The following is a 12186-nucleotide window of genomic DNA, read 5'->3' on the forward strand; positions in this document are numbered from 1 at the left end:
CAGGCCAATGTGTACTTTGACGGCAAGTGCGTGAGCCACGGCATCACCTTCCCCGATGGCACGAAGAAGTCGGTGGGTGTGGTGCTGCCCTCCACCCTGACCTTCAACACTGGCGCCCCCGAGATCATGGAATGCGTGGGCGGCGCCTGCGAATACAAGCTGGCGGACTCCGACACCTGGGTGAAGTCGGGCCCGGGCGACAAGTTCAGTGTGCCCGGCAACTCCAAGTTCGACATCCGCGTGACCGAGGCCTACCACTACATCTGCCACTTCGGCTGATCTGGCTCAGCGCAATCCACCAGAGCAAACCACGGACACCTGCACATGGCCACCATTCTCCAAAACCTGCCCACCGGCCAAAAGGTCGGCATCGCCTTCTCGGGCGGCCTCGACACCAGCGCTGCGCTGCACTGGATGAAGCTCAAGGGCGCCATCCCCTACGCCTACACCGCCAACCTGGGCCAGCCCGACGAGCCCGACTACGACGCCATCCCCCGCAAGGCCATGGAATACGGTGCCGAGAAGGCTCGCCTGGTGGACTGCCGCACCCAGTTGGCCCACGAAGGCATCGCCGCCCTGCAGGCTGGGGCCTTCCACATCAGCACCGGCGGCCTGACCTACTTCAACACCACGCCCCTGGGCCGCGCCGTGACGGGCACCATGCTGGTGGCCGCCATGAAGGAAGACGACGTCAACATCTGGGGCGACGGATCGACCTTCAAGGGCAACGATATCGAGCGCTTCTACCGCTATGGCCTGCTGACCAACCCCTCGCTCAAGATCTACAAGCCCTGGCTGGACCAGCTGTTCATCGACGAGCTGGGCGGCCGCGCCGAGATGTCGGCCTTCATGACCAAGGCGGGCTTTGGCTACAAGATGAGCGCCGAGAAGGCCTACAGCACCGACAGCAACATGCTGGGCGCCACGCACGAGGCCAAGGACCTGGAGTTCCTCTCCAGCGGCATCCGCATCGTCAACCCCATCATGGGCGTGGCCTTCTGGAAGCCTGAAGTGGACGTGAAGGCCGAGGAAGTGTCCGTGACCTTCAGCGAAGGCCAGCCCGTGGCGCTGAACGGCCAGGAGTTCAACGACCCGGTCGAGCTGATCCTGGAAGCCAACCGCATCGGCGGCCGCCACGGCCTGGGCATGAGCGACCAGATCGAGAACCGCATCATCGAAGCCAAGAGCCGCGGCATCTATGAAGCCCCCGGCCTGGCCCTGCTGCACATCGCCTACGAGCGCCTGGTCACCGGCATCCACAACGAAGACACCATCGAGCAGTACCGCATGAACGGCCTCAAACTCGGCCGCCTGCTGTACCAGGGCCGCTGGTTCGACCCGCAGGCCATCATGCTGCGCGAAACCGCCCAGCGCTGGGTGGCCCGCGCCGTGACCGGCACCGTGACGCTGGAACTGCGCCGCGGCAACGACTATTCGCTGCTGAACACCGAGTCGCCCAACCTGACCTACGCGCCCGAGCGCCTGTCGATGGAAAAGGTGGAAGACGCGCCCTTCAGCCCCGCCGACCGCATCGGCCAGCTCACCATGCGCAATCTGGACATCTCGGACACCCGCGGCAAGCTGGGTGTGTACGCCAAGGCAGGCCTGCTGTCGCTGGGCGGCAATGCGGCCCTGGCGCAACTGGAAGACGGCGCCAACGCCAAGAAATAAGCCAAAAAATAGGCAAAAAATGGCTCTAGCGCTTATGCAGCAAGCGCTAGCAGCTATCAAAAAATGAGCAAACCGCCCGGCTTTCCAGCACGGGCGGTTTTTTATTGGGCCGCCAGCCCGGGGTTCCCAGCCGTATCAGGCGGCGGCCGGCGCGGCGTCGCGCCGCGCGAGGGTGCGCACGATGGCGGCCAGTGCCACGCCGTAGGCCGGCACGAACAGCAGCAGGCTCACGCCCAGCTTGATGGCGTAGTCCACCCAGGCAATCTCCACCCAGTGCGCGGCCATGAAGGCGTCGGGGCTGCGCCAGAACGCGATGGCAAAGAAGGCCGCCGTGTCCAGCGCCTGGCCGAACACCGATGCGGCCGCGGGCGCCAGCCACCAGGCCTGGCTGCGCTGGCGGATGCGGTCGAACACCTGGATGTCGAGCAATTGCCCCAGCACATACGCGGCAAAGCTGGCAAATGCGATGCGGAAGACAAACGTGTTGAAGTCCGCCAGCGCCGCCCAGCCGCTGAAGCGGCCTTCGTGGAACAGCACGCCCACCACATACGATGCCAGCAGCGCGGGCACCATGGCCCGGGTGATGACGCGGCGCGCATGCGCCTTGCCGATCAGCCGCACCGTGAGGTCCGTGGCCAGAAAGATGAACGGGAAGCTGAACGCGCCCCAGGTGCTGTGAAAGCCCAGCAGGGTGATGGGCAGCTGCACCAGGTAGTTGCTGGCGATGACGATGGCGATGTGCAGCGCCACCAGAACGGAGAGGAAAAGCGGCACACGCGAGCGCGTGGCCTGAGACAAAGGCATGGTGGTCCTTTTTGGTGAATGGGGGCGAGGGAACCCATGGTGGCGAAATTGCCGGGGGCGAAGTGTACCCACTTTGGCAAAGGCCCGCGCGGGCCGTGCCTGCCGCGCGGCGGTGTTTTTGAGCAAAACAAGCCTCCAGCGCTTATACAGCAAGCGCTGGCAGCTATCAAAACAAGAGCATCAAACCACCACGGGCTCCGGCTCCAGCCGGATGCCGAAGCGCTCGTACACGCTGGTCTGGATCGCTTTGGCGAGCGTCATCACCTCGCCCCCGGTCACGCTGTCGGCGCCGCAGCCGCGGTTGACCAGCACCAGGGCCTGCTTTTCGTACACGCCCGCCTTGCCGATGGTCTTGCCCTTCCAGCCGCAGGCGTCGATCAGCCAGCCTGCCGCCAGCTTGATGCTGCCGTCGGGCATGGGGTAGTGCACGATCTTGGGGTCGCGCGCGATGATGTCCGTGCACTGCTCCGGCGAGACCGTGGGGTTCTTGAAGAAACTGCCGGCGTTGCCCAGCACGGCGGGGTCCGGCAGCTTGGCCCGGCGAATCTCGCAGACCCAGTCGAAGATCTGCTGCGCGCTGGGCTGTTCAATGCCCGCCTCCACGCGCCGGCGCTCCAGGTCCAGATACCCCAGCACCGGCTTCCACGGCTTGGGCAGCCGAAAGCGCACATGGGTGATGACCGCCCGCCCGCCCAGCCCCATGCCGCGCGGAAGGCCCTGCGGGCCGAGGGCCTCGGACGGGCTGTGCTTGAACACGGAGTCGCGGTAGCCGAAGCCGCATTGCGCGGCATCCAGCGTGAACGGCTGGCCGGTGACCAGATCGATGGCATCCAGCGAATCGAAACGGTCCTGCAGCTCCACGCCATAGGCGCCGATGTTCTGCACCGGCGAGGCACCCACCGTGCCCGGAATCAGCGCCAGGTTCTCCAGCCCGGGAAAGCCCTGCTCCAGGGTCCAGGCCACGCAGTCGTGCCACACCTCGCCCGCGCCCGCCTCCACGATCCAGGCCTTGGGCGTTTCCTCCACCAGCCTGCGGCCCTTGATCTCCATCTTGAGCACCACGGGCTTCACGTCGCCCGTGAGCACGATGTTGCTGCCGCCGCCCAGCACGAACTTGGGTTGCGGGGCCAGTGCGGCATCGGCCAGCACGGCATGCACGTCGGCCGCGGACCGCACGCGCACGAGCGTGTGCGCGCGGGCCGCGATGCCAAAGGTGTTCCAGGGCTGCAAAGGGGCGTTTTTCTCGACTACCATTGGCCCGATTGTCGCACCCGTCCCCCCCGGCGCCTCGCGACGCATCCCCCAGATTCCCCGAGAGAAGAGACCGCCATGCCATCTTTTGACACCGTCTGCGAAGCCAACCTGGTTGAAGTGAAGAACGCCGTGGAAAACACGGCCAAGGAAATCGGCACGCGCTTTGACTTCAAGGGCACCTCCGCCGCCATCGAGATCAAGGAGCGCGAGATCACGCTCTTCGGCGATGCCGACTTCCAGCTCCAGCAGGTGGAGGACATCCTGCGCAACAAGCTCACCAAGCGCAATGTGGACGTGCGCTTCCTGGACGTGGGCAAGCCCCAGAAGGTGGGGGGCGACAAGGTCAAGCAGGTGGTGAAGGTGCGCAACGGCATCGAAAGCGAGCTGGCCAAGAAGATCCAGAAGCTGCTCAAGGAAAGCAAGCTCAAGGTCCAGGGCGCCATCCAGGAAGACAAGGTGCGCGTGAGCGGCGCCAAACGCGACGATCTGCAGGCCGCCATGGCCCTGATCCGCAAGGACGTGACCGACGTGCCGCTGTCGTTCGACAACTTCCGGGACTAGATATGCCCCCCCTGCGTCGCTTCGCGCCTTCCGCCCCGTGGCGTGGCAGGGTGAGCGTTTGCCTCCGTGTCGTATCGGCCCTGGCGGCCGTGTGCCTGTCACCCCTCTGGGCGCACGCCCAGTCGGTCGGCATTGCGGGCATGCTGGGCAGCAAGGCGCTGCTGGTGGTGGACGCGCACCCGCCGCGGGCGCTGGGCGCGGGGGATGAGTTCCAGGGCGTCAAGGTGCTGTCCGTCGGCAAGGACGAGGCCGTGGTCGAGGTCAAGGGCGCGCAGCGCCTGCTGCGCCTGGGCGAGGCCCCCGTCAGCGTGGGCAGCCGCGGCGGCAGCGGCAAGCGCGTGGTGCTGGTGGCGGACAGCCGCGGGCACTTCATCAACAGCGGCACCATCAACGGCCGGGTCATGCAGTACATGGTGGACACCGGCGCGTCCACGGTGGCCATTGGCCGGCCCGACGCCGACCGCATGGGGCTGGACTACCAGAAGGGCCAGCCCGTGCGCATGAGCACGGCCAACGGCGTGGCCCAGGGCTGGCGCATGCGGCTGGACTCGGTGCGCATTGGCGACGTGGAAGTGCTGGGGGTGGACGCCGTGGTCACGCCGCAGTCCATGCCCTACGTGCTGCTGGGCAACAGCTTTCTGACGGCGTTCCAGATGACCCGGGTCAACGACCAGATGGTGCTGGAAAAGCGCAACTGAGGCATTTTTTTCGCATGCACGCCCATCTGTCTGCCCATGCCCCCGCGGGCTCTGTCCCGGAAGGGGAATACGAAGACCTGCTGAGCCTGTGGGCCGACCTGGAGGCGGGCCTGTCGGTGCTGCTGTCCCGCCCCCTGCAGGTGCAGGACTTCCCGGCGAAAGTGCGCCAGTTCGACGGCTGGCTGCAGGACCTGGTGGCGCACGATATCGACGCCGCGCTGTACCTGATGTTCCAGCTGGCCGCCACGTCCACCGTGGGCTACAGCGCGTCGCACGCGCTGGTGTGCGGCACCTTGTGCCACATCATGGCCCACGAGCTGCAATTGCCCGCGCACGAGCGCGACAGCCTGGTGCGCGCCGCGCTGACCATGAACATCGGCATGACTGCGCTGCAAGACGAGCTGGCCGAACAGCGCGAGCGGCCCTCCGCAGCCCAGCAGGAGGCGATCCGCAACCACCCCGAGGAAAGCCAGGCGCTGCTGGAGCGCCTGTTCATCAGCGACCCGCTCTGGCTCGATGTGGTGGGCCAGCACCATGCCGCCGTGGCCGACCGGGTGCCGCTGGCCGGCCAGCCGCCGCAGGACCGCCTCACGCGCATCCTGGGCACCATCGACCGCTACGCCGCCATGATCAGCCCGCGCAAATCGCGCGCGGGCCGCAGTGCCACGGACTCGGTGCGCGCGCTCGTCGGGCAGGAAACCGACCAGCGCGACGAGGTGAGCTATACCCTGGTGCGCTCGGTGGGCCTGTGCCCGCCCGGCACCTTCGTGAAGCTGGACAACGGAGAAACCGCCATCGTGCTGCGGCGCAGCGAAAAGGCCAACCACCCGCTGGTGGCCAGCCTGCTGGACCGGCACGGCCACCACCAGGCGCAGCCGAACCTGTACCAGACGGCCACCGGCAAACCCCGCATCCAGTCCGCCCTGGCGCGCTCTGCAGTGAGCCTGGAACTCAACCACCGCACCATGGTGCGGCTGGGCCTGTACGCCGCGCAGCACAGCGCGGGCCTGCGCGGGCTGCTGACGGGCCCCGGGGCGCTTTGAGGGCGCTTTGAGGGCGCTTGGATGGCGCGCTGACAGCGCCCGCCCCTGAACCCGCGCCGGCAGCTCTACCGTCGCGGGGCCCTCGCCGGGCTTACTTGGCGGGCTTGCTGCCGTCCTTGGCGGCCGCGGCCTTCTTGCTGCCCAGCCGGGATTCCTTGCCCTGCACCAGGCGGCCGATGTTCTCCCGGTGCCGCCAGGCCAGCAGCAGGGCCATGACCACGATGGCCGCCGCGATGGGCGTCTCGGCATTCCAGGCCACGCCGTCCACCAGCAGGTAGTACACCGGCGCAAAGGCCGCCGCCACCAGCGACGCCAGCGACGAGTACCGGAAGAAGAACGCGATGATGAGCCACGTGGCCGCCGTGGCCAGCCCCAGCCAGACGCTGATGCCCAGCAGCACGCCCAGAGCGGTGGCCACGCCCTTGCCCCCTTCGAAGCGGAAGAACACGGGCCACAGATGGCCGAGGAAGGCGGCCAGCCCCACCAGGGCCACGGTGCCTTCGCCCAGCCCGTAGGGCTTGCCCCACCAGGCCACCAGCGCCACGGGCAGCCAGCCCTTGAGGGCGTCCAGCACCAGCGTGATGATGGCCGCGGCCTTGCTGCCCGAACGCAGCACGTTGGTCGCGCCCGGGTTCTTGCTGCCGTAGGTGCGAGGGTCCGAGAGGCCCATCACGCGGGTCACGATCACGGCAAACGAGAGCGATCCCAGCAGGTAGGCGGCCACGGTGGCCAGGAGGGAATACACGACGGCGGTCAAAAGGGGCTCCTTGGGGATGTTCTTGGGGCGCCGGCAGGTCGCGGCGCGGCGGCCTATTCTGCCAGCGCGCAGTGCACCGGCCGGGCGTCCAGCAGCTGCACGCACACCTGGGGATCGATCTGCACCAGATAGCCCCGGCGCCCGCCATTGAGGGCAATGCGCGGCAGTTGCAGGATGGTGTCCTCGATGTACACCGGCATGGCGCGCCGGGTGCCGAACGGCGACGTGCCGCCCACCAGGTAGCCGCTGTGGCGGTTGGCCACCTCGGGCTTGCAGGGCTCCACGCTCTTGGCACCGATCTGGCGCGCCAGGTTCTTGGTGGACACCTTGCAGTCGCCATGCATCAGCACGATCAGGGGCTTGGCATCCTGGTCCTGCATGACCAGCGTCTTGACCACGGTGTGCTCGTCAAGCCCCAGCTGGCGCGCGGATTCCGCGGTGCCGCCGTGCTCCACGTAGTCGTAGGGATGTTCGGTGAACGCGACGCCATGCTTCTTGAGCATTTGCGTGGCGGGGGTTTCGGAAACGTGCTCTTTCTTGGCCATGGTGTGGCGGTGTTGTAAACGATCCAGGGCGCAATGGTATCGGCGGGGCGCCGTCAGCCGGCGGCCGACCGCCGGCGCCCGCCCACCTTGCGCTTGCCGTAGCGCTCGATGGCCCCGACCAGCGCCTGCGCGAACTGCTGCACCAGCGGCGAGGGTTCACGGCCCTCCAGGCCCAGGACCTGCAGGCGCCGCTGCTGCAGCTGGGGCTCTTCAAACGCCAGGGCCACCAGCGCCCCGCTCTCCACCCCCGGGGCCGCCGTGAGGTAGCTGGCCAGCACGACGTCCCGCGCGCCCAGCAGGGGCAGCAGGGCCGAGGAAAAGTTGCTCTCCACCGCCGGCGCATAGCGCAGCCCCTGCACCGTGCAGCTCAAGTCGAACAGCCGGCGCCCCGTGGTGCCGGCGCCGCCCAGCAGCAACGGAAACTCCACCACATCCGCCACCCGCACCGCACGCCGCCGCGCCAGCGGATGGTGCACCGACACCACCGCATGCACCGGCGCCACGGCGGAATGCAGCACCTGCACGCCCTTCTCCGGCGCCATGCTGTATTTCAGCGCCAGGTCGGCCTCGCCATGCAGCAGCAGGGCCGACACCTCCTCGGGCTCGGCCACCCGCAGGTGCAGGTGCACGCGGGGGTGCTCCGCGCGGAACGCCGCCATCACGCGGGGCAAAAAGCTGGCGGCAAAGCCTTCGGTGCAGGCCACGCGCACCTGCTGGGCCTGCTGCTCCGCCAAGTCTTGCAGCTGCTGCACCAGGCCCAGCGCCTGCCCCTCCTGCGCGCTCAGGTGCGCCAGCAGGCGGGCTCCCGCCGCCGTCAGCGCCATGCCGCGCGCCTGGCGCTCGAACAGCGCAACGCCCAAGGCGTCCTCCAGCTTGCCCAGCTGCCGGCTGACGGCCGAGGCCGCCACGTGCTGGCGCTGCGCAGCCTGGTTGACGGAGCCCGTGCGCGCCACCTCCAGAAAGTAGCGCAGCGGCAAGCTGAACAACGAAAAATGAGCTGCCATGGGTATTGCCTCCAGCGCAATGGAAGATTGCCAATTCTCTATGAATGAGAACGCAATGGGGCGCCGCGGCGGCGTGATTTCGGGCTTCAATAAAAGCCGTGCCGCGCCGCCGCTGCAGGCCAGCCCCGGCTGGCAGCGCCTTTACGGCCTTTGAACTGGAGATCCGCCCATGAAACGCAACCACTTTCTGGCCCTGGGGGCCGCCGCCTGCGCCGTCCTGCTGTCCGGTGCCGGGCCCGCGCACGCACAGGGCGCCGGCACCGCCCGCTGGCCCCAGCGTACCGTCAAGCTGGTGGTGCCGTTTCCGCCCGGCGGAGGCACCGACGCCGTGGCCCGCGCGCTGGCGCAGCAGCTGGCCCAGCGCCTGGGCCAGCCCACGGTGGTGGACAACAAGCCCGGAGCCTCCACCATCATCGGCACCGACAGCGTGGTCAAGGCCGAGCCGGACGGCCACACGCTGCTGGTGTCCGGCTCGACCAGCTACACCGTGAACGCCGCGCTGCGCCCCAAGCTGCCCTATGACCCGCTCAAGGACCTGGCGCCCGTGGCCATCGTCGCGCGGGCTCCGCTGGTGCTGGTGGTGAACGCCAGCGCGCCCTACAAGGACCTCGCCGCGCTGCTGGCCGCGGCCAAGGCCCAGCCCAAGTCTGTCCACTACGCCACGTTCGGCTCGGGCTCGGCCCCGCACCTCGTGGGTGCCCTGCTGGAGCAGGCGGCCGGCGTGCGCTTGCAGGACGTGCCGTACCGCGGCAGCGCGCAGGCCATGATCGGGCTGCTGGGGGGCGAGATCCAGTTCGCCATCGACACCGTGGCCAGCGCGGCCCCCCCATGTGCGTGCCGGCAAGCTGCGCGCCCTGGCCATTGCGGGCAACGAGCGCGCACGCGCCCTGCCCGGCGTGCCCACGGTGGTGGAGCTGCAACTGCCGGGCGCCGCGTTCGACGGCTGGTACGCCATTGCCGCGCCCGCCCGCACGCCCGCGCCGGTGCTGGCCCAGCTCACCAAGGCGGTGGAAGGCAGCCTGCGCGAGCCCCACCTGCAGGAGCAGATCCGCAACCAGGGAATGGAGCCGGTGTTCATCGGCGCCCAGCGCATGGCCGCCATCATGGACGACGAGATCGGCCGCTACCGCGCACTGGCCCACCGCGCGCAGATCGTGGTGGACTGAGCCGCCGGGCCTTCCACGCATCGCCCTCCCCCTTTGACTTCCGAGCCCCGCCATGACCCGCGAACAACTCATTGCCGCCGTACAGCGCCACTTCGACCAGGGGCACTACGCCACCGACCTGGCCCGCCGCATTGCCTGGCGCACCGAAAGCGATACCGGCCAGGTGGTGCCCGCGCTGCGCACCTACCTGACCGACGAAATGGCGCCCAGCCTGCAGGCGCTGGGGTTTGACTGCCAGGTGCTGGACAACCCCGACGCGCGCGGCGGGCCGCTGCTGCTGGCCCGCCGCGTGGAAGACCCGGCCCTGCCCACGGTGCTCACCTACGGCCATGGCGACGTGGTCAACGGCCAGGAAAGCGCGTGGCGCGAAGGCCTCTCGCCCTGGGCTCTCACGGTGGAAGGCGAGCGCTGGTACGGCCGCGGCACCGCCGACAACAAGGGCCAGCACACGGTGGTGTTCACCGCCCTGGACCAGGCCCTGCTCGCGCGCGGCGGCAAGCTGGGCTACAACGTCACGGTGCTGCTGGAGATGGGCGAAGAAGCCGGATCGCCCGGCCTGGCCCGCTTTTGCGAGGAACACCGCGAGGCCCTGCGCGCCGACCTCTTCGTGGCCAGCGACGGCCCGCGCATCAACGTGGAGCGCCCCACCCTCTTCCTGGGGTCGCGCGGCGCCATCAACTTTTCACTCACGGTGCGGGCCCGCGACAAGGCCTACCACTCGGGCAACTGGGGCGGCGTGCTGGCCAACCCGGCCACCGTGCTCAGCCACGCCCTCGCAAGCCTGGTGGATGCCCAAGGGCGCATCCTGGCGCCCGGGCTGCGGCCCGCCAGCGTGCCCGGCAAGCTGCGCGCTGCGCTGCAGGACGTGGCCATCGGCACCGGCGCGGACGACCCCGCCCTCACGCCCGGCTGGGGCGAGCCCGGCCTCACCCCCGCCGAACAGCTGGTGGGCTGGAACACGCTGGAGGTGCTGGCCCTGGGCGCGGGCAACGCGCAGCGGCCGGTGAATGCCATTCCCGCGCAGGCCGTGGCGCACTGCCAGCTGCGCTTTGTGGTGGGCACCGACTGGAAGAACGTCGAGGCCACGCTGCGCCAGCACCTCGACGCGCACGGCTTTGGCAGGGTGGAGATCGCGATGGGCATGTTCTGCGGCGCCACCCGGCTGGACCTGGACAACCCCTGGGTGGACTGGACGCTGGCTTCCCTGCAGCGCAGCGCCGGCCAGCCGGCCACGCTGCTGCCCAACCTGGCCGGTTCGCTGCCCAACGACATCTTTGCCGACCAGCTGGGCCTGCCCACGCTGTGGATCCCGCACTCCTACCCCGCCTGTGCCCAGCACGCGCCCAACGAGCACCTGCTGGCGCCCGTGGTGCGCGAGGGGCTGGCGGTGATGGCGGGGCTGTTCTGGGATCTGGGCGAACCCACCGGCGTGCCGTGGAAGGAAGGCGCGCTGGCGGCACAACGGGCCCTTTGACGACCTACAGACCGCGACCTGGTGCGCGCGGCCTGAAAAACTGGCGCTACCTGCGCGAGGGCCGCCGCGCAAGGGCCGCCCCGCCGCGCTGGCGGCGTCCCCCCTTAGGGGGGAAGGCGCCGCAGGCGACTCAGGGGGGAACTTCTACAGCGCCGGGTCGCGCACTTCCCAGCGGATGGCGTCAATGGCCTGCAGCACCTCGGGCGAGAGCTGCGTGCCCCAGGCGTCCAGGTCTTCATCCAGCTGCGCCAGCGACGTCACCCCGATGATGGTGCTGGCCACCTGCCACTTGGTGTAGCAGAACGCCAGCGCCAGCTGCGTAGGCGTCAGACCGTTGTCACGGGCCAGCTGGTTGTAGCGGCGCGCGGCGGCCAGCGCCTCGGGGCGGCCCCAGCGCTGCTTGCGCACCGATTCGTAGCGGGCGATGCGGGCGCCTTGGGGGGCGCCGGGCTCGGTGGGGGCGTGCTGGTCGTACTTGCCGGTCAGCAGGCCAAAACCCAGGGGCGAATAGGCCAGCAGCGCCACGTTGAGCCGGTGGCAGGTTTCATCCAGGCCGTTTTCCCAGGTGCGGTTGATGAGGCAATACGGGTTTTGCACCGTGGCCACGCGCGGCAGTCCGTGCTGCTCGGCCAGGCGCACAAATTCGTGCACGCCATAGGGCGTTTCGTTGGACAGGCCGATGTGGCGCACCTTGCCGGCCTTCACCAGGCCGGCCAGGGCTTCCAACTGCTCGCGGATGGACGTTTGCGATGTCTCCTTGGCCGGGTCGTAGTACAGGTTGCCAAAGGCTGGCACATGCCGTTCGGGCCAATGGATCTGGTAGAGGTCGATCACGTCCGTCTGCAGGCGGCGCAGGCTGCCTTCGCACGAGGCCACGATGTCGGCCGCCGCCATGCCCTTGCCTTCGCGCACCCAGGGCATGCCGCGCGAGGGGCCGGCCACCTTGGTGGCCACCACCAGCTTCTGGCGCGCGCCGGGGTTCTTGGCAAACCAATTGCCGATGATGGATTCGGTGGCGCCAAAAGTCTCGGCCTTGGCGGGCACGGCGTACATCTCGGCCGTGTCGATGAAGTTCACGCCGCGCGCAAGCGACTGGCTCAGGATGGCATGCGAGTCGGCCTCATTGACCTGCTCGCCGAAGGTCATGGTGCCCAGGCAAATGGGGGTGACAAGCAGGTCACTCTGACCCAAGCGGACGATGTTCATGCG

14 protein-coding genes and 1 pseudogene are annotated in these 12186 nt (G+C 68.7%); 9 read left to right on the forward strand and 6 right to left on the reverse strand.

Going from position 1 to position 12186, the window contains the following annotated elements:
* Together LWW96_RS01110 and argG are read left to right on the forward strand one after the other, a co-directional pair.
* Positions 1-279 (forward strand): pyrimidine/purine nucleoside phosphorylase (locus LWW96_RS01110; protein WP_291483823.1); only part of this gene is annotated, 279 nt, incomplete at its 5' end.
* A gap of 45 nt (positions 280-324) precedes the next feature.
* Positions 325-1671 (forward strand): argininosuccinate synthase, encoded by a 1347-nt coding sequence (argG, locus tag LWW96_RS01115; RefSeq protein ID WP_291483824.1) that lies wholly within the window; start codon positions 325-327, stop codon positions 1669-1671.
* A 135-nt stretch (positions 1672-1806) separates the two neighbouring features.
* Here the strand turns inward: argG and LWW96_RS01120 are convergent, their stop codons facing one another.
* Positions 1807-2475: a 7-cyano-7-deazaguanine/7-aminomethyl-7-deazaguanine transporter gene (locus tag LWW96_RS01120; protein WP_291483825.1), complete on the reverse strand. Its 669-nt coding sequence runs from the start codon at positions 2473-2475 to the stop codon at positions 1807-1809.
* 180 nt (positions 2476-2655) lie between these two features.
* A complete protein-coding gene (gene murB / locus LWW96_RS01125; RefSeq protein ID WP_291483826.1) occupies positions 2656-3729 on the reverse strand; it encodes a UDP-N-acetylmuramate dehydrogenase in 1074 nt (357 codons plus the stop codon).
* A 75-nt stretch (positions 3730-3804) separates the two neighbouring features.
* On the opposite strand from murB, the gene LWW96_RS01130 reads away from it, so the two are divergent.
* From LWW96_RS01130 to LWW96_RS01140, 3 genes are all read left to right on the forward strand, one after another.
* On the forward strand, positions 3805-4290 hold the full coding sequence (locus tag LWW96_RS01130) for a YajQ family cyclic di-GMP-binding protein (RefSeq protein ID WP_291483827.1): 486 nt from the start codon (positions 3805-3807) through the stop codon (positions 4288-4290).
* 140 nt (positions 4291-4430) lie between these two features.
* Complete coding sequence (locus LWW96_RS01135; protein WP_291483834.1) at positions 4431-4988, forward strand: TIGR02281 family clan AA aspartic protease; 558 nt, start codon at positions 4431-4433, stop codon at positions 4986-4988.
* 14 nt (positions 4989-5002) lie between these two features.
* Complete coding sequence (locus LWW96_RS01140) at positions 5003-6031, forward strand: HD domain-containing phosphohydrolase (protein WP_291483828.1); 1029 nt, start codon at positions 5003-5005, stop codon at positions 6029-6031.
* Positions 6032-6122: 91 nt separating this feature from the next.
* On the opposite strand, the gene plsY is transcribed toward LWW96_RS01140, so the two are convergent.
* Genes plsY through LWW96_RS01155 form a run of 3 tightly spaced genes read right to left on the reverse strand, consistent with a single transcriptional unit; the run spans position 6123 to position 8337 of the window.
* Entirely contained in the window at positions 6123-6788 is a 666-nt protein-coding gene (plsY, locus tag LWW96_RS01145) for a glycerol-3-phosphate 1-O-acyltransferase PlsY (RefSeq protein ID WP_291483829.1), read from the reverse strand.
* A 53-nt stretch (positions 6789-6841) separates the two neighbouring features.
* Positions 6842-7333 carry a Cys-tRNA(Pro) deacylase gene (ybaK, locus tag LWW96_RS01150; RefSeq protein WP_291483830.1) on the reverse strand — a complete coding sequence of 164 codons (492 nt, stop codon included), beginning with the start codon at positions 7331-7333 and terminating at the stop codon, positions 6842-6844.
* A gap of 53 nt (positions 7334-7386) precedes the next feature.
* Positions 7387-8337, reverse strand: coding sequence for a LysR substrate-binding domain-containing protein (locus tag LWW96_RS01155; RefSeq protein WP_291483831.1), 951 nt, complete (start codon positions 8335-8337; stop codon positions 7387-7389).
* On the opposite strand from LWW96_RS01155, the gene LWW96_RS01160 reads away from it, so the two are divergent.
* The 4 genes and pseudogenes from LWW96_RS01160 (at position 8336) to LWW96_RS01170 (ending at position 10977) form a co-directional block, all read left to right on the forward strand.
* Positions 8336-8491 (forward strand): hypothetical protein, encoded by a 156-nt coding sequence (locus LWW96_RS01160; protein WP_291483832.1) that lies wholly within the window; start codon positions 8336-8338, stop codon positions 8489-8491. The two genes, LWW96_RS01155 and LWW96_RS01160, sit on opposite strands and share 2 nt — an antisense overlap.
* A gap of 15 nt (positions 8492-8506) precedes the next feature.
* A pseudogene (locus LWW96_RS22190) lies at positions 8507-9091 on the forward strand (tripartite tricarboxylate transporter substrate-binding protein); the annotation flags it as partial.
* A 76-nt stretch (positions 9092-9167) separates the two neighbouring features.
* On the forward strand, positions 9168-9503 hold the full coding sequence (locus tag LWW96_RS22195) for a tripartite tricarboxylate transporter substrate-binding protein (protein WP_366117924.1): 336 nt from the start codon (positions 9168-9170) through the stop codon (positions 9501-9503).
* Between the two features lie 52 nt (positions 9504-9555).
* A complete protein-coding gene (locus LWW96_RS01170) occupies positions 9556-10977 on the forward strand; it encodes a M20 family metallopeptidase (RefSeq protein ID WP_291483833.1) in 1422 nt (473 codons plus the stop codon).
* A gap of 144 nt (positions 10978-11121) precedes the next feature.
* Here the strand turns inward: LWW96_RS01170 and LWW96_RS01175 are convergent, their stop codons facing one another.
* On the reverse strand, positions 11122-12183 hold the full coding sequence (locus tag LWW96_RS01175; RefSeq protein ID WP_291483835.1) for an aldo/keto reductase: 1062 nt from the start codon (positions 12181-12183) through the stop codon (positions 11122-11124).
* Positions 12184-12186: the final 3 nt, after the last annotated feature.

The sequence above is a fragment of the Acidovorax sp. genome (assembly GCF_021287135.1).
Classification (GTDB): domain Bacteria; phylum Pseudomonadota; class Gammaproteobacteria; order Burkholderiales; family Burkholderiaceae_C; genus Acidovorax.

Coding starts and splice junctions, on each gene's coding strand:
- argG (WP_291483824.1), top strand. CDS start 325: ATGGCCACCATTCTCCAAAACCTGCCCACCGGCCAAAAGGTCGGCATC.
- LWW96_RS01120 (WP_291483825.1), bottom strand. CDS start 2,475: ATGCCTTTGTCTCAGGCCACGCGCTCGCGTGTGCCGCTTTTCCTCTCC.
- murB (WP_291483826.1), bottom strand. CDS start 3,729: ATGGTAGTCGAGAAAAACGCCCCTTTGCAGCCCTGGAACACCTTTGGC.
- LWW96_RS01130 (WP_291483827.1), top strand. CDS start 3,805: ATGCCATCTTTTGACACCGTCTGCGAAGCCAACCTGGTTGAAGTGAAG.
- LWW96_RS01135 (WP_291483834.1), top strand. CDS start 4,431: ATGCTGGGCAGCAAGGCGCTGCTGGTGGTGGACGCGCACCCGCCGCGG.
- LWW96_RS01140 (WP_291483828.1), top strand. CDS start 5,003: ATGCACGCCCATCTGTCTGCCCATGCCCCCGCGGGCTCTGTCCCGGAA.
- ybaK (WP_291483830.1), bottom strand. CDS start 7,333: ATGGCCAAGAAAGAGCACGTTTCCGAAACCCCCGCCACGCAAATGCTC.
- LWW96_RS01160 (WP_291483832.1), top strand. CDS start 8,336: ATGGGTATTGCCTCCAGCGCAATGGAAGATTGCCAATTCTCTATGAAT.
- LWW96_RS01155 (WP_291483831.1), bottom strand. CDS start 8,337: ATGGCAGCTCATTTTTCGTTGTTCAGCTTGCCGCTGCGCTACTTTCTG.
- LWW96_RS01170 (WP_291483833.1), top strand. CDS start 9,556: ATGACCCGCGAACAACTCATTGCCGCCGTACAGCGCCACTTCGACCAG.
- LWW96_RS01175 (WP_291483835.1), bottom strand. CDS start 12,183: ATGAACATCGTCCGCTTGGGTCAGAGTGACCTGCTTGTCACCCCCATT.